Consider the following 15,348-nt stretch of genomic DNA (forward strand, 5'->3'; position numbering starts at 1 on the left):
CCCGTACGCGTTCCATACGGAGATCAGGACGGCCGCCAGCAGGCACAGGCCCGCTCCGCCGAAGCACAGGCGGACCGCCCTGCGGCGGGGACGCGGGGTCACGGGTCGCCGCCCTCCGTGCCATGGCCCTCCGTGTCCTCCTCGCGGCGGTACCGCGAGCGCAGCCACAGACCGGTGGCCACGGCCGCCGCGGTGGTCGCCCCGATGGCCAGGGCCACGTCGGCCGGACCGTCCGCCGAACCCGTCGGGCGCGCCGAGGCCGCGGCGGCGGGCGTGAGCGTGATGAGCAGGGCCCAGAGGAGGGCGGCGACGCGGGGTGCGGGTCCTGGCATGCATCCAGGGCATCCGCTCCCGGGTGCCCCGGCCAGCCGGGCCGTCCGAACGGGCGATCCGGCGGGCCGCCGGGCCTGCGGGTTCAGGTCGAGGTGTGCCGGTCCGCGTCCCTGCGGGCCAGATCGCGGGAGCGGCGGGCCGGGCCCCGCCAGCCGCAGGTGCACGAAGCCGCGCAGAAGGAGCCCCGTTCGGCGGTGCTCGTGGTGTGCCCGGTGTGTCCGGTGGGCCCGGCAGGTGGCCGCTCCATGGGGCGGGAGTGCGGCACGACGTCAAGCGGAGGGACAAGCGACGCTTTGCTGTGCGAATCCACACCACCAAGGTACCCGGGTCCCGGACGGGCCCGGGAGGGCGGCGGCCCGTGACGGGAAACCCGGGACCTCGTTAACCGGAGCGGGTGGGGGCCTCGGGCAAGCAGCGGTCATGCGTTGGGGGTTGGCAGGCGATGGTGGTGCACCAGCACAGGCGGCGGCGCGGGCGTGCGGGTGAGGTGGTGCTCGCCCTCGGCATGGCCGTGACCGTGGCCGCGATGAGCGGGTGCGGAGGCGCGGACCGGGCCGACGCCCGGCCCCCCGACGACCCGGCCGCGACCGTACGGGGAGCCGCCGACCGGCTGGCGAAGACCGGCAGCGCGCAGGCCCGTACCGCGATGGAGATGGCGACGGGCGGGACCCGGGTCACGATCCGCGGCGAGGGCGGGGTCGACTTCAAGAACCGGATGGGCCAGCTCCTGGTGATGCTCCCGGCGGACGCGGCCGGCAAGGACGAGCACCGGCCCATCACCGAGCTGCTCGTTCCCGGGGCCCTGTACATGAAGAACCGGGGCGCGGGCGTCCCCGACGACAAGTGGGTCAGGGTGGACACGACGGCCCTCCCCGACGGGAACCTCGTCACGGGCGGGGCCACCGACCCGCTGGCCGCGGCCGAGCTGCTGCGCGGCGTACAGGAGGCGACGTACGTGGGCGAGACGGAGGTGGCGGGCACCAAGGTGCGGCACTACCGCGGGACCACCGACATCGGCCGGGCCGCGAAGAGCGCCTCACCGGCGGTCAAGGGGGCGCTGGAGGCGGCGGCGAAAGGGTTCAGCACGGACGTCGTCCCGTTCGACGTCTACCTGGACGAGGAGGGCCGGCTGCGGAAGGTCCGGCACCGCTTCAGCTACGTCAACAATGGCGTGATCGATGTCTCCTCGACCACGCTGCTCTACGGGTTCGGGACGCCGGTGAAGGTCGTATTGCCCGCGAGCGGGGACATTTACGCCGGGAAGATCGCCCAGTAGCGGGCCGGACGGTGCCGGGGCGGCGCCATCGGGCCATGGCCCGGTATCCGGAAATGGTCCATCCGTGTCATGCGCACAGCGCCCCGCCCTCCCTACGCTGAGACGGCCCCTGACCGATGACGGCAGATCGAGGTGACACGCGTGACTCCCGCGGGCGGTACGACGGTGCAGGACCACGTGGCGCTCGCCGAGATCGAACTGTGCGGCGAGCTGATCATCGCGGCGTCCGCGGCGGACGAGGAGCGGCTCAGCCAGGACCGGATCGACGAGGTCCTGATGGGGCTCGGGCTGTAGCCGCCGCCGTGCCGGTCAGGTGCGCAGCAGGCGCGCGATCGCCTTCGTCGCTTCCTCGACCTTGGCGTCGATCTCGTCCCCGCCCTTGACGGCCGCGTCGGCGACGCAGTGCCGCAGGTGCTCCTCGAGCAGCTGGAGCGCGAAGGACTGGAGGGCCTTCGTGCTCGCCGAGACCTGGGTGAGTATGTCGATGCAGTAGACGTCTTCGTCGACCAGTCGCTGCAGGCCGCGGATCTGGCCCTCGATGCGGCGCAGCCGCTTGAGGTGCTCGTCCTTCTGGTGGTGGTAGCCGTGCACGGCGCCGGTGGTGACGTCGGCTCCGGAGCCCTCCGCCTCGATGGCAGTCATGCGTCCTCCCGTGGTCCGGATCGAGGGGGGTGTATACCCCTCATGGGTATAGGGTACTGGGCCCTCGGCGGCGTGGCGGGGGCCCGTGGTCCTCACTCTGCCTGATGGAGGACACTGGGTAATCGCCCGGAACCGCCGGTTAGCCCTGGCCGGGGGATGCGCCTAGCATCAGCCTGACCGAATCCAATGCACCCCGAGGACCTCACGTGCGATTTCGTCTGACCCCCAGGGAGACGAGCTTCTACGACATGTTCGCCGCATCCGCGGACAACATCGTCACGGGCTCCAAGCTCCTGATGGAACTGCTCGGAGCGGATTCCTCCGCCCGGGCCGAGATCGCGGAGCGGATGCGGGCAGCGGAGCACGCGGGGGACGACGCCACCCACGCGATCTTCCACCAGCTGAACTCCTCCTTCATCACGCCGTTCGATCGCGAGGACATCTACAACCTGGCCTCGTCGCTCGACGACATCATGGACTTCATGGAGGAGGCTGTCGACCTGGTCGTCCTGTACCAGGTGGAGGAGCTCCCCAAGGGTGTCGAGCAGCAGATCGAGGTACTGGCGCGCGCGGCCGAGCTGACCGCCGAGGCCATGCCCCACCTGCGGACGATGGACAACCTGACCGAGTACTGGATCGAGGTCAACCGCCTCGAGAACCAGGCCGACCAGATCCACCGCAAGCTGCTCGCGACGCTCTTCAACGGCAAGTACGACGCCATCGAGGTGCTGAAGCTCAAGCAGATCGTCGACGTGCTCGAAGAGGCGGCCGACGCGTTCGAGCACGTCGCGAACACGGTGGAGACCATCGCGGTCAAGGAGTCCTGAACCTCGTGGACACCTTCGCTCTGATCGTGACCATCGGTGTCGCGCTCGGTTTCACGTACACCAACGGTTTCCACGACTCGGCGAACGCGATCGCGACCTCGGTCTCGACCCGCGCGCTGACTCCGCGCGCCGCCCTGGCGATGGCCGCGGTGATGAACCTCGCCGGCGCCTTCCTGGGCAGCGGGGTCGCCAAGACGGTCAGTGAGGGCCTGATCGAAACGCCCGAGGGCAACCGGGGCATGTGGATCCTCTTCGCGGCGCTGGTCGGCGCGATCGTCTGGAACCTGATCACCTGGTACTTCGGCCTCCCGTCCTCCTCCTCGCACGCGCTGTTCGGCGGCATGGTCGGCGCGGCGCTGGCCGGCGGCACCGGTGTCATCTGGAGCGGGGTGATCGACAAGGTCGTCATCCCGATGTTCGTCTCGCCGGTCGTCGGCCTGGTCGTCGGTTACCTGGTGATGGTGGCCATCCTGTGGATGTTCCGCCGGTCCAACCCGCACAAGGCCAAGCACGGCTTCCGTATCGCGCAGACCGTGTCCGCGGCCGGCATGGCGCTCGGCCACGGTCTCCAGGACGCGCAGAAGACGATGGGCATCGTCGTGATGGCCCTGGTCATCGCCGATGTGCAGGCCGCCGACGCGCCGATCCCGGTCTGGGTCAAGATCGTGTGTGCCGTGATGCTGTCGCTCGGTACGTACGCGGGCGGCTGGCGCATCATGCGGACCCTCGGCCGCAAGATCATCGAGCTGGACCCGCCGCAGGGGTTCGCCGCCGAGACCACCGGCGCCTCGATCATGTTCGGCTCGGCGTTCCTGTTCCACGCGCCGATCTCCACCACCCACGTGATCACCTCGGCGATCATGGGCGTGGGTGCGACCAAGCGGGTCAACGCGGTCCGCTGGGGCGTCGCCAAGAACATCGTGCTGGGCTGGTTCATCACCATGCCGGCCGCGGCCCTGGTCGCCGCGCTCAGCTTCTGGATCGTGGACCTGGCCTTCGTCGGCTAGGCGGTTTCCCGGCCGCGACCGGGAAACGAAAGCGGGCCGGCTCCCCCCACCCAGGGGGAGCCGGCCCTTTTCTTTCGCCTTGCGGTGGCACCGCCATGCAGCACCGCAGGACGTCGGGACCACGCGGCGAAGCCGCATGACGTCTCGTCGGAGGGGCTTCGGCCTAGCCGAAGCGGCCCGAGATGTAGTCCTCGGTCGCCTGGACGGACGGGTTCGAGAAAATCCGGTCCGTGTCGTCGATCTCGATGAGCTTGCCGGGCTGGCCGACCGCCGCGAGGTTGAAGAACGCGGTGCGGTCGGAGACGCGGGCGGCCTGCTGCATGTTGTGCGTCACGATGACGATCGTGAAGCGCTCCTTGAGCTCGCCGATCAGGTCCTCGATCGCGAGGGTGGAGATCGGGTCCAGGGCCGAGCAGGGCTCGTCCATCAGCAGGACCTCCGGCTCGACCGCGATGGCGCGGGCGATGCACAGGCGCTGCTGCTGGCCGCCGGAGAGGCCGGAGCCCGGCTTGTTCAGGCGGTCCTTGACCTCGTTCCAGAGGTTCGCGCCCTTCAGGGACCGCTCCACGATCTCCGTGAGCTCGGACTTCTTGAAGCTGCCGTTGAGCCGCAGGCCCGCCGCCACGTTGTCGAAGATCGACATGGTGGGGAAGGGGTTCGGGCGCTGGAAGACCATGCCGACGGTGCGGCGGACCGCGACAGGGTCGACGCCGGTGCCGTACAGGTTCTCGTCGTCCAGGAGCACCTTGCCCTCGACGCGGCCGCCGGGGGTGACCTCGTGCATGCGGTTCAGGGTGCGCAGGAAGGTGGACTTGCCGCAGCCGGACGGGCCGATGAAGGCGGTCACGGAGCGGGGCTCCACGGTCATCGAGATGTCATCGATGGCCTTGTGGGCGCCGTAGAAGGCGGACAGTCCGCTGACGTCGATTCGCTTCGCCATGAGGGGTCACTTCGCTTTCAGGGGGTCGCGTCAGCGACCGGTCTTCGGGGCCTTCCAGCGGGCGATGCCGCGGGCCACCAGATTGAGGATCATGACGAAGGCGATCAGGACGAGCGCTGCGGCCCATGCCCGGTCGTAGGAGGCGTCACTGCCGACCTTGTACTGCTCCCAGATGTACAGGGGAAGCGAGGACTGAGCACCTTCGAAGGGGTTGCCGTTGATCAGCTGGGTGCCGAAGACCAGCAGCATGATCGGCGCGGTCTCACCGGCGATGCGGGCGACGGCCAGCATGACGCCGGTCGCGATGCCGCCGATGGCGGTGGGGAGCACGACCTTGAGGATCACGCGCCACTTCGGCACACCGAGGGCGAGGGCGGCCTCGCGCAGCTCGTTCGGGACGAGCTTCAGCATCTCCTCGGTGGAGCGGACCACGACGGGCATCATCAGGATCGACAGGGCCATCGAGCCGGCGAAGCCGGACGGGCCGAAGCCGAGCGCCAGGTTCCAGGTCGTGAGGATGAACAGACCCGCGACGATGGAGGGGATGCCGGTCATGACGTCGACGAAGAAGGTCACGGCCTTGGCGAGCGAACCCCGGCCGTACTCGACCAGGTAGACGGCGGTCAGCAGGCCGATCGGCGCGGCGATCGCGGTGGCCAGGGCGACCTGCTCGATGGTGCCGAGCAGCGCGTGGTAGACGCCGCCGCCCTGCTCGAAGCTGGTGACGCCGTTCATCGAGTGGCTGAGGAAGTCGCCGTCGAGGGCCTTGATGCCGCGGCTGACGGTGGTCCAGATCAGCGAGAGCAGCGGGATGACCGCGAGGACGAAGCTGACCCACACGACGGAGGTCGCGATGCGGTCCTTGGCCTGGCGGCGGTTCTCGATCACCGCGCTGGCGGTGTACGTGATCACGAGGAACAGGATTGCGCCGATCAGGCCCCACTGGACCTTGCTGTGCAGGTCGGCGAGGACGCCGATGCCGCAGCCGAGGACGATCGAGAGGGCGGCGATGCCGGCCGGGGCCCAGCGGGGGAGGCCGCCTCGGGTCAGGCTGGCGGGAGCGGCGGACTTCGGGGCCCGGGCGGGCCGCTGGTCCTGGAGTGCGTGGCTCATCAGGCGTTCGCCCCCGAGAAGTCCTTGCGGCGAGCGATGATCAGGCGGGCTGCACCGTTGACCAGCAGGGTGAGCAGGAAGAGGACCAGGCCGGAGGCGATCAGCGCGTCACGGCCGAACTCGTTGGCCTCGTCGAACTTCGCGGCGATGTTCTGCGCGAAGGTGCCGCCGCCCGGGTCCAGGATGTGTCCGTTGATCAGGAAGCTCGGGGAGAGGATCGTCGCGACGGCCATGGTCTCGCCGAGGGCGCGGCCGAGGCCGAGCATCGAGGCGGAGATGACGCCGGAGCGGCCGAAGGGCAGCACCGACAAGCGGATGACCTCCCAGCGGGTCGCGCCGAGGGCCAGGGCGGCCTCTTCGTTCATGCGCGGGACCTGGAGGAAGACCTCGCGGCTGACGCTGGTCACGATCGGCAGGATCATGATCGCGAGCAGGATGCCGACGGTGAAGAGCGAGCGGGCGACGCCGACCTGGGTCTTGTCGAAGACGTAGGTCCAGCCCATGTACTCGTCGAGCCAGAGGTTGAGGCCGGCGAGCTGCGGGACCAGGAAGAGCGCGCCCCAGATGCCGTAGATGATCGACGGCACGGCGGCCAGCAGGTCGACCACGTACGCGAGGGGCGCGGCCAGCTTGCGCGGCGCGTAGTGCGAGATGAAGAGGGCGATGCCGACAGCGATCGGAACCGCGATGGCCATCGCGATGATCGAGCTGACGACGGTGCCGAAGAGCAGGACGGCGATGCCGAAGACGGGGGGCGTGGCGGACGCGTTCCAGTCGAAGGTGGTGAGGAAGTTGCCCTCGTTCTTCGACAGTGCGATCGAGGCGCGGTAGGTGAGGAAGATGGCGATCGACGCCATGATCACCAGGAGCAGGATGCCGGATCCCTTGGAGAGACCGGCGAAGATCTTGTCACCGGCTCGGCCGGTGGACCTTGCGCTCTTGGAGACAGGCGGAGCCTGGTCTATCTGGGTGGGTGTGGTGGAAGCCATGGTCTTTCCGGTCTGGGTGGGGGGCCATGCCCCCTGGCGGCGGTGCACCGGATCCCCTGGGTGGAGGGGAGGGTCCTCGCGGGCCGGGCAGTTCGGACGGGAACTGCCCGGCACCGGAGGCTCAATGATTAGGACAGCGACTTGACGACTTCGCGGACCTTGGTGTTGATCTCGGCCGGGATCGGCGCGTAGCCGTTCTCGGAGAGGACCTTCTGGCCCGCGTCCGAGGCGGTGTAGTTCAGGAAGGACTTGACGGTGGCGAGCGTCTCGGGCTTGTTGCCCTTGTCGCAGACGACCTCGTACGTCACCAGGACGATCGGGTAGGCACCCTCGGCCTTGGTGGTGTAGTCGAGCTTCAGCGCCAGGTCGGAGCCGGTGCCGGCGATCTTGGCGGCGGCGATGGCCTTGGAGGCGGACTCGGAGGAGGCCTTGACCGGTGCGGCGGCGCCCGTGTTCAGGTCGACCGTCTTGATGCCCTGGGCGCTGGCGTAGGAGAGCTCGAAGTAGCCGATCGAGCCGTCCACCTGCTTGACCTGGGTGGCGACACCCGCGGAACCGGTGGCGCCGAGGCCGCCCGGGGCCGGCCACTTCTTTGCGGCTTCGTACGTCCAGGCCTCGGGAGCGGCGGCCTTGAGGTACTTGCCCAGGTTCTCGGTGGTGCCCGAGTCCTCGGAGCGGTGGAAGTGCTGGATCGCGGTGGAGGGAAGCGTGACGCCGGGGTTCAGCTTCTTGATCGCCTCGTCGTCCCACTTCTTGATCTTGTCGTTGAAGATGTTGGCGACCGTGGTGGCGTCCAGGTTCAGCTTGTCGACGCCGGCGACGTTGAAGCCGAGCGCGATCGGGCCGCCGACCATCGGCAGGTTGATGCCCTGACCGCCGGTGCAGATCTTCTTGGACTCCTCGACGGCCTCGGGCTTCAGCGCCGAGTCCGAGCCGGCGAAACCGACCGTGCCCTGGTTGAAGGCGACGATGCCCTCACCGGAGGACGAGGACTTGTAGTTGACCTCGACGCCGGAGCAGGCGGCCATGTAGTTCTTGACCCACAGGTCCACGGCGTTCTTCTGGGCGGAGGAGCCGGAGGCGAGGAGCTTGCCCTTGGCGTCGTCGCACTTGATGTCGCCCGCAGCGGCGGCCGACGGCTTGCCGCTGGCGGCGCCGCCATCCTTCGTGTTGTCGTCCGAGCCGCACGCCGTGAGGACCAGGGCGCCGGACACGACAAGCGCCCCGAGGGCGGAGGCACGAAGCATGTTCTTGCGCTGAAGCTTCACTTTTCGGGTGTTCCTTCCAGAAGCCGCCGGCCGCTTTCTGTGTCGGGGCGGCGTGCGAAGAGGACTACGTCGGATGCACGGCGTGTCACTCGACCTGGTGCGCGACGCGCTCCGTGCACCACTGAAATTAGGCAGATCAGGTGAAGCGGCCGACCGGGCCAAGTGAACGGACAGTGAACCGTGGCGGACGGCCTGGTGTGGATGGTCGGGTTTGCTCCGGAGTGTCATCCGCCGTTGTCCCGCCGTTACCGTTATGTGACCCCTTGACGGGGTGGTTCCCCGGGCCTGCGCCGGACCCGGGGATGGCCGAATCTTTTCGGTCGCCGCCCGGTCAGGGAGCGGCGGCCGTTGCCGGTTGCCACAGGCCCTGGAAGGTGGAGCGGGCCGCCTCCACCTCGTGGCGCTGGTCGGCGTGGAGCACGCCCAGGGCGTACGCCGTCGCCGGGGCGATCCGGGGGGTGCGCGCCGCCGTCGCCGAGGCGGCCGCGGCCTCCGCGGCGTCGCGGTGGCGGTCCAGGGCCTCGCCGGCCGCCGCCAGCCTGGCCACGTCCTCGCCCAGGGTCTCCCGGGCGTAGCGGTGGACCCGCAGCAGCCGGCGCACCTCGTGCCAGGAGCCGTCGTGGTCGGCGTTGTACGTCTGGGACTCGGCGGTGTGCGGCAGCGCCGAGACGGCCGCCGCCAGCCGGGTGCGGGCCACCTCCGCCAGCGGTACGAGGACCTCGTCCACGCGCCCGCGGGCCGCGACCGGGTCCAGCGGCACGTCGGAGGCCAGTACGGCCACGGCGTCCGCGACCGCGTGGAACCGGGACGAGCCCAGCGCCTGCAGGGTCGCCGAGTGGGCGCGGGTCCGGGCCAGCGTGAGCTGCCGCTCCAGCAGGGCCCCGGCGCGCGCCGAGCCCACCGTCAGCGCGCCGGCCGCGCCCCGGGGCGCGGGCACCTCCGGGGAGCCCGACAGCCGGTGCAGCGCGTCCAGCAGCCGGGTCAGCCGGGCGGCGTAGGCGTGTTCGTCCGCCAGCGTCGAGGACAGCCACACCAGCTCGGTGCGCAGCCCGTCGGCCCAGGAGGACTCGGTCACCACCCGGAAGGTGGACAGGGAGCCGCTGATGCGGCGCGCAGCCCCCCGCAGGCTGCGCGCCGCATCGCCGCCCTCCGCGGCGTCGGCCCCTCCCCCGGACTCCGTCCGGGGGGACCCCCACTCCTCGTGGAGGCGCAGCCCGCGCAGGAAGGCGGTGGCCTGGGCCCGCAGGTACGTGCCGAGCACGTCACCCGCGGAGCCCTCTCCACGCGCTGTCAGGTCATGGTTTGGCAGAGCCACGCCGGCGCCTCCGGGCGTCTATGAGCATCTCCTGAACGTGCCGCAGCGGCTGGCCTTCGTGGTCCGTGCTGTGCCGGGTCCATTCGCCGTCCGGGCCCAGGTGCCAGGAGGAGGTGGCGTCGGACATGCCGGTCTCCAGCATCCGGTCCAGTGCCGCGCGGTGGGCCGGGTCGGCGACCCTGACCAGTGCCTCGATGCGGCGGTCGAGGTTGCGGTGCATCATGTCGGCGCTGCCGATCCACACCTCGGGCTCGCCGCCGTTGCCGAAGGCGAAGACCCGGGAGTGTTCCAGGAAGCGGCCGAGGATCGAGCGGACCCGGATGTTGTCCGAGAGCCCGGGGACCCCGGGGCGCACGGCGCAGATGCCGCGGACCCAGATGTCGACGGGCACCCCCGCCTGGGAGGCCCGGTAGAGCGAGTCGATGAGGGCCTCGTCGACGATCGAGTTCATCTTGAGGCGCACGTACGCGGGGCGGCCGGCCCGGTGGTGGGCGGCCTCCTTGTCGATCCGCGCGATCAGGCCGTCGCGCAGCGAGCGCGGGGCGACCAGCAGGCGGCGGTAGGTCTCGCGGCGCGAGTAGCCGGACAGCCGGTTGAAGAGGTCCGAGAGGTCCGCGCCGACCTGCGGGTCGGCGGTGAGCAGGCCGAGGTCCTCGTACAGGCGGGCGGTCTTGGGGTGGTAGTTGCCGGTGCCGACGTGGGAGTAGCGGCGCAGCGTGTCGCCCTCCTGGCGGACCACGAGCGACAGCTTGCAGTGGGTCTTGAGGCCCACGAGGCCGTACACGACGTGGCAGCCGGACTCCTCCAGCTTGCGGGCCCACTTGATGTTGGCCTGCTCGTCGAAGCGGGCCTTGATCTCGACGAGTACGAGGACCTGCTTGCCGGAGTCGGCGGCGTCGATCAGGGCGTCCACGATCGGGGAGTCGCCGGAGGTGCGGTACAGCGTCTGCTTGATCGCGAGGACGTCCGGGTCGGCGGCGGCCTGTTCCAGGAAGGCCTGCACCGAGGTGGAGAAGGAGTCGTACGGGTGGTGCAGCAGCACGTCCCGCTCGCGCAGCGCGGCGAAGATGTCGGGCGCGGACGCGGACTCGACCTCGGCGAGGTCGCGGTGGGTGCCGGCGACGAACTTGGGGTACTTCAGCTCGGGCCGGTCCAGGGAGGCGATGCCGAAGAGGCCGGTCAGGTCCAGCGGGCCGGGCAGCGGGTAGACCTCGGCGGCGGAGACGTTCAGCTCCTGTACGAGGAGGTCCAGGACGGCGGGGTCGATGGACTCCTCGACCTCCAGGCGCACCGGCGGGCCGAAGCGGCGCCGCATGAGCTCCTTCTCCAGGGCCTGGAGCAGGTTCTCCGCGTCGTCCTCCTCGACCTCCAGGTCCTCGTTGCGGGTCACCCGGAACATGTGGTGGTCGAGGACCTCCATGCCGGGGAAGAGCTCCTCCAGGTGCGCGGCGATGACGTCCTCGAGGGGGACGTAGCGCTGCGGGGAGGCCTCCAGGAAGCGCGAGAGCAGCGGCGGGACCTTGACGCGCGCGAAGTGGCGGTGGCCGCTGACGGGGTTGCGGACGACGACCGCGAGGTTCAGCGAGAGCCCGGAGATGTACGGGAACGGGTGCGCGGGGTCCACGGCCAGCGGGGTGAGCACCGGGAAGATCTGGTTGCGGAACAGGGTGAAGAGGCGGGCCTGCTCCTTCTCGGTGAGGTCCGGCCAGCGGATGAGGTGGATGCCCTCTTCGGCGAGCTGCGGTGAGATGTCCTGCTGGAAGCAGGCGGCGTGCCGGGCCATGAGCTCGCGCGAGCGGGTCCAGATGAGGTCCAGCACTTCGCGGGGCTGGAGGCCGGAGGCCGAACGGGTGGCGACGCCCGTCGCGATGCGCCGCTTGAGGCCGGCGACGCGGACCATGAAGAACTCGTCGAGGTTGCTCGCGAAGATCGCCAGGAAGTTGGCGCGCTCCAGGAGCGGGGTCGCCGGGTCCTCGGCCAGCTCCAGGACGCGCTCGTTGAAGGCCAGCCAGCTGCGCTCGCGGTCGAGGAAGCGCCCCGGGGGGAGCTCGTCGCCGTCCTTGTCGTCGTAGGCGTCCAGGTCGGCGTCGAGATCGGGCGCGAGCCCGGGCCCCTGGCCGGAGTGCGGGCGGTGCGCGGCTATGGAGCCGATCCGCGCGGGCTTGGCCGCCGGGCCGGGGGCGGCCGGGGCGGCGTCGGCAGACGTGTGAGACGGGTGCTGGGCGGGGACCTCGGTGGGGCCTGCGCTGGGCTGGGGGCTCATGACTCCATTGTTCCGCGCAGGGGGCGGGACAGGCGCGTCGGACGGGATCGCCGTCAGTCGGAGTCGGGGCTGCATGCGGGGAGAGTCGCAAGCGTGCATGAAGGTCCGGTGAATGCCGCATGGCTTCCAGGCTCCGGGTGGTGCACGAGTCCGTCTTTTACGTGGTTTCCGCGCCCGGAATGCACCGGCGCGTCCCTCGTGTCCCCCGCGTACGCCCCGGGCGCGGGGCCCGCCCGAAGGCGGACCCTCGCTCTCCGTGCCCCGCGGGCGTCCCTCCGTGAGGGCTTCGCCGGTCGTGCGTCGGCGTTCCGCGAGGGCTCCGCCCGCCTTCGGCGGGGCCGCGTCAGCTTTCCGTGCGGTACATCAGGTCGACCTCGTGGGTGCTGAAGCCGAGGCCCTCGTACACGGCGAGGGCCGCCGGGTTGTCGGCGTCCACGTACAGCATCGCGGTGGGCAGGCCGGCCTCCGCGAGGTGGTTCAGGCCGACCGCGGTGAGGGCCTTGCCGAGGCCGCCGCCCTGGGAGCCGGGGCGGACGCCGAGCACGTAGACCTCGCCGAGGCGCTCCTCGGCGTGCACCTTCGTCCAGTGGAAGCCGATCAGCTCGCCGTCCCGCTCGGCGAGGAAGAAGCCCTTGGGGTCGAACCAGGGCTGCGCGATCCGGTCGTTCAGGTCCCGCTGCGTCAGCGAGCCCTGTTCGGGGTGGTGGGCGAAGGCGGCCGAGTTCACCGCGAGCCAGGCCGCGTCGTCCTGGCCGGGCACGAAGGTCCGTACGGTCACCCCGGCGGGCAGCGCCGCCTCGGGCAGGGGCGGCCCGTCCGGGCCCAGCGGGCGGCGCAGCTGGCGCAGCTCCCGGAACAGGGTCAGGCCGAGCACCTGCGCGAGGTGGCGGGCGGCCGACTTGCCGCCGTGCGCCCACACCCGGATCCGCTTGCCCGAGGCGGCCAGCAGGGCCGAACCCAGCGCCCGCCCGTGCCCGCGGCCGCGCAGCGCGGGGTGGACGACGAGCTCGGCGGCGGGGGCCTCCACCGGATCGGTGTCCTCCAGTTGTCCGTATCCGGCGAGCCGGCCCTTCTCGGTGAGCAGGAAGTGCCGGATGCCCTCGCGGCGTCCGCCGCGCAGCTGGAGGCGGCCCTGCTCGGAGACGGCGGTGGTGCCGTCCGTGCGCGCCGCGTCCTCGATGAGGGTGAGCACGGCGTCGGCCTGTTCCTCCGTCAGCTCGTCGAGGGTCTGGATCTGGCGTCCCGGCTCGAGGGCCGTTGCTGCGTCGTCAGTCATGCGTCGAGCCTACGACCGCGGGGGGCGCCCGCGTACGACCGAGGGGGCGCCCGCGGCGGTGTGCGTGCGGCGGGCCGACGGTGAGCCGTCTTCTGCATGTAACCAGTCCGACACCCCTACCCCCTGTCGTGCTACGCGCGTTGACCATAGGCTGCCGCCGACCTCCCGAGTTTTACCGCTGTCCAAAAGGGGACTAAATGTCAGCGACGCCACAACGGCACCGCCGAACCCGCCGGTTGACCTTCGCCGCCATCGCCGTCACGGCCGGTGCCGGAGCGATGGTCGCGGCCGCACTGCCGGCCGGTGCCGCGAGTGGTGGCGGTGCGGGCAAGAGCCGCACCGTCGACGTGCAGATGCTGTCGTTCAACGACTTCCACGGCACGCTGGAGCCCCCGCAGGGCTCCTCCGGCACCGTGAACGAGCGTCAGGCGGACGGCACCACCAAGGCGATACCCGCCGGTGGTGTCGAGTACCTGGCGACCAGCCTGCGCGAGGCCCGCAAGGGTCACGAGTACTCCGTCACGGCCGCGGCCGGTGACATGATCGGCGGCAGCCCGATGCTGTCCGGTCTCTTCCACGACGAGCCCACCGTCGAGGCGCTGAACAAGCTGAAGCTCGACGTCAGCAGCGTCGGCAACCACGAGTTCGACGAGGGCAAGGCCGAGCTGCGCCGCATGTCCTACGGCGGCTGCCACCCGGTCGACGGCTGCTTCGAGCCCGGCAAGGAGTTCACGGGCGCCGAGTACAAGTACCTCGCGGCGAACGTCACGGACGAGAAGACCAAGCGTCCGATGCTGAACCCGACCTTCATCTGGCAGAAGGGCGACGTGAAGATCGGCTTCATCGGCGTCACCCTGGAGGGCACGCCGGACGTCGTCACCGCCGACGGGGTCAAGGGCCTGAAGTTCGGCGACGAGGTCGAGACGATCAACAAGTACGCCGCCGAGCTGAACAAGCAGGGCGTCAAGTCGATCGTCGCGCTGATCCACGAGGGCGGCCTGCCCGCCAACGGCGCCTACAACTACGACTGCGACTCCCCGGGCGCCGGTGCCGGCATCTCGGGCGCGATCGTGGACATCGCCAAGAACGTGGACCCGAAGGTCGACGCGCTGGTGACCGGCCACACGCACCAGGCGTACGCCTGCAACATCCCGGACCCGGCGGGCAACCCGCGCATGGTGACCTCGGCCGCCTCGTACGGCCGTCTGTTCACGGACACCACGCTCACGTACGACCGCCAGACCAAGGACATCGTCCGTACGGCGGCGCTCGCGCCGAAGCCGGTCAACAAGCTCGTCAGCCGGAACCAGCCCAAGGCCCCGGACATGACCGAGCTGATCACCCGCTGGAACGCGCTGGCCGCCCCGGTCGCGAGCCGTCCCATGGGCTACATCTCGGCGGACATCGCGGGCCGCGGCTCCGAGGCGCCCGAGAAGCCGCTCGGCGACATGATCGCCGACGCGCAGCTGGAGGCCACGGCCCCGGCCGCCAAGGGCGGTGCGCAGCTGGCGATCATGAACCCGGGCGGCATCCGTGCCGACCTGGCCTACAAGGCCGCGGGTGGCGAGGGCGACGGCGTCGTGACGTACGGCGAGTCCTACACGGTCCAGCCGTTCAACAACCTGATGAACGTGGTGGACCTGACGGGCGCGCAGCTGATCACCGCGCTCCAGCAGCAGGTCAGCGGGACGGTCAACGGCCCGAACCCGAAGATCCTGCAGGTCTCGAAGGGCTTCACGTACACCCTGGACATGACGAAGGCGGGCGCGGACCGCATCGTCGTGGACTCGGTGAAGCTGAACGGCGCGGCGATCGACCCCGCCAAGACCTACCGGGTCGCGATGAACGAGTTCCTTGCGGGCGGCGGTGACGGTTTCACCGTCCTGAAGGACCACAAGAACAAGCTGGTCGGCGTGCCCGACCTGGAGGCCTTCAACGCCTACCTGGCGAAGTCGACGGAGGCGGCCCCGCTCGCCCCGCCGGCGGCGGACCGCATCACGGTCGTCAAGTAACACCCGCTTGCGGCAAGCCCGAAGGGGCGGTGGGCCTTCCCGGCCCGCCGCCCCTTCGGCGTGTCCGCCCCCGGACCCCCGCCCCGG

The 15,348-nt window shown here is 70.5% G+C and carries 15 protein-coding genes; 5 read left to right on the top strand and 10 right to left on the bottom strand.

The features are described 5' to 3' along the window. Positions 1–98: 98 nt before the first annotated feature. Positions 99–332, bottom strand: coding sequence for a hypothetical protein (locus ACFY1T_RS23750; protein WP_030858730.1), 234 nt, complete (start codon positions 330–332; stop codon positions 99–101). A gap of 83 nt (positions 333–415) precedes the next feature. Continuing rightward, a complete protein-coding gene (locus ACFY1T_RS23755; protein ID WP_390789951.1) occupies positions 416–580 on the bottom strand; it encodes a hypothetical protein in 165 nt (54 codons plus the stop codon). A 195-nt stretch (positions 581–775) separates the two neighbouring features. Between ACFY1T_RS23755 and ACFY1T_RS23760 the strand changes: the two genes are divergently transcribed. Further along, positions 776–1,609, top strand: coding sequence for a hypothetical protein (locus ACFY1T_RS23760; RefSeq protein ID WP_390789952.1), 834 nt, complete (start codon positions 776–778; stop codon positions 1,607–1,609). 141 nt (positions 1,610–1,750) lie between these two features. Further along, positions 1,751–1,903, top strand: coding sequence for a hypothetical protein (locus ACFY1T_RS23765; protein ID WP_165937309.1), 153 nt, complete (start codon positions 1,751–1,753; stop codon positions 1,901–1,903). Positions 1,904–1,918: 15 nt separating this feature from the next. Here ACFY1T_RS23765 and ACFY1T_RS23770 read toward each other — a convergent pair whose 3' ends face one another. Beyond that, positions 1,919–2,251 (bottom strand): metal-sensitive transcriptional regulator, encoded by a 333-nt coding sequence (locus ACFY1T_RS23770; RefSeq protein WP_030858726.1) that lies wholly within the window; start codon positions 2,249–2,251, stop codon positions 1,919–1,921. Positions 2,252–2,457: 206 nt separating this feature from the next. Here ACFY1T_RS23770 and ACFY1T_RS23775 point away from each other — a divergent pair, with 206 nt between their 5' ends. Together ACFY1T_RS23775 and ACFY1T_RS23780 are read left to right on the top strand one after the other, a co-directional pair. Further along, a complete protein-coding gene (locus ACFY1T_RS23775; RefSeq protein ID WP_030858724.1) occupies positions 2,458–3,078 on the top strand; it encodes a DUF47 domain-containing protein in 621 nt (206 codons plus the stop codon). 5 nt (positions 3,079–3,083) lie between these two features. Next, complete coding sequence (locus ACFY1T_RS23780) at positions 3,084–4,085, top strand: inorganic phosphate transporter (protein ID WP_030858722.1); 1,002 nt, start codon at positions 3,084–3,086, stop codon at positions 4,083–4,085. Positions 4,086–4,248: 163 nt separating this feature from the next. On the opposite strand, the gene pstB is transcribed toward ACFY1T_RS23780, so the two are convergent. The 7 genes from pstB to mshD all read right to left on the bottom strand — a co-directional run bounded on the left by pstB (position 4,249) and on the right by mshD (position 13,249). Beyond that, entirely contained in the window at positions 4,249–5,025 is a 777-nt protein-coding gene (gene pstB / locus ACFY1T_RS23785) for a phosphate ABC transporter ATP-binding protein PstB (RefSeq protein WP_390789953.1), read from the bottom strand. Between the two features lie 30 nt (positions 5,026–5,055). Then, on the bottom strand, positions 5,056–6,138 hold the full coding sequence (pstA, locus tag ACFY1T_RS23790; RefSeq protein ID WP_390789954.1) for a phosphate ABC transporter permease PstA: 1,083 nt from the start codon (positions 6,136–6,138) through the stop codon (positions 5,056–5,058). After that, positions 6,138–7,127 (bottom strand): phosphate ABC transporter permease subunit PstC, encoded by a 990-nt coding sequence (gene pstC, locus ACFY1T_RS23795; RefSeq protein ID WP_390789955.1) that lies wholly within the window; start codon positions 7,125–7,127, stop codon positions 6,138–6,140. The genes pstA and pstC overlap by 1 nt, the downstream gene beginning before the upstream one ends. 128 nt (positions 7,128–7,255) lie before the next feature. Further along, entirely contained in the window at positions 7,256–8,395 is a 1,140-nt protein-coding gene (gene pstS, locus ACFY1T_RS23800; RefSeq protein WP_390789956.1) for a phosphate ABC transporter substrate-binding protein PstS, read from the bottom strand. A 331-nt stretch (positions 8,396–8,726) separates the two neighbouring features. Then, positions 8,727–9,710, bottom strand: coding sequence for a CHAD domain-containing protein (locus ACFY1T_RS23805; protein ID WP_390789957.1), 984 nt, complete (start codon positions 9,708–9,710; stop codon positions 8,727–8,729). Next, positions 9,691–11,973 (bottom strand): RNA degradosome polyphosphate kinase, encoded by a 2,283-nt coding sequence (locus tag ACFY1T_RS23810; protein ID WP_390789958.1) that lies wholly within the window; start codon positions 11,971–11,973, stop codon positions 9,691–9,693. The genes ACFY1T_RS23805 and ACFY1T_RS23810 overlap by 20 nt, the downstream gene beginning before the upstream one ends. A gap of 343 nt (positions 11,974–12,316) precedes the next feature. Continuing rightward, positions 12,317–13,249: a mycothiol synthase gene (gene mshD / locus ACFY1T_RS23815; RefSeq protein ID WP_390789959.1), complete on the bottom strand. Its 933-nt coding sequence runs from the start codon at positions 13,247–13,249 to the stop codon at positions 12,317–12,319. Between the two features lie 197 nt (positions 13,250–13,446). Between mshD and ACFY1T_RS23820 the strand changes: the two genes are divergently transcribed. Further along, positions 13,447–15,261 carry a bifunctional metallophosphatase/5'-nucleotidase gene (locus ACFY1T_RS23820; RefSeq protein ID WP_390789960.1) on the top strand — a complete coding sequence of 605 codons (1,815 nt, stop codon included), beginning with the start codon at positions 13,447–13,449 and terminating at the stop codon, positions 15,259–15,261. Positions 15,262–15,348 lie beyond the last annotated feature (87 nt).

Origin of the sequence: Streptomyces sp. NPDC001194 (assembly GCF_042896985.1) — a bacterium.
In the GTDB taxonomy this organism is placed as follows: Bacteria; Actinomycetota; Actinomycetes; order Streptomycetales; family Streptomycetaceae; genus Streptomyces.

Bases quoted from the DNA above. Each gene is read 5' to 3' on its own strand.
- ACFY1T_RS23810 (WP_390789958.1), bottom strand. From the start codon at position 11,973: ATGAGCCCCCAGCCCAGCGCAGGCCCCACCGAGGTCCCCGCCCAGCAC.
- pstB (WP_390789953.1), bottom strand. From the start codon at position 5,025: ATGGCGAAGCGAATCGACGTCAGCGGACTGTCCGCCTTCTACGGCGCC.
- pstA (WP_390789954.1), bottom strand. From the start codon at position 6,138: ATGAGCCACGCACTCCAGGACCAGCGGCCCGCCCGGGCCCCGAAGTCC.
- ACFY1T_RS23820 (WP_390789960.1), top strand. From the start codon at position 13,447: ATGTCAGCGACGCCACAACGGCACCGCCGAACCCGCCGGTTGACCTTC.
- pstC (WP_390789955.1), bottom strand. From the start codon at position 7,127: ATGGCTTCCACCACACCCACCCAGATAGACCAGGCTCCGCCTGTCTCC.
- mshD (WP_390789959.1), bottom strand. From the start codon at position 13,249: ATGACTGACGACGCAGCAACGGCCCTCGAGCCGGGACGCCAGATCCAG.
- ACFY1T_RS23760 (WP_390789952.1), top strand. From the start codon at position 776: ATGGTGGTGCACCAGCACAGGCGGCGGCGCGGGCGTGCGGGTGAGGTG.
- ACFY1T_RS23755 (WP_390789951.1), bottom strand. From the start codon at position 580: ATGGAGCGGCCACCTGCCGGGCCCACCGGACACACCGGGCACACCACG.
- ACFY1T_RS23750 (WP_030858730.1), bottom strand. From the start codon at position 332: ATGCCAGGACCCGCACCCCGCGTCGCCGCCCTCCTCTGGGCCCTGCTC.
- ACFY1T_RS23770 (WP_030858726.1), bottom strand. From the start codon at position 2,251: ATGACTGCCATCGAGGCGGAGGGCTCCGGAGCCGACGTCACCACCGGC.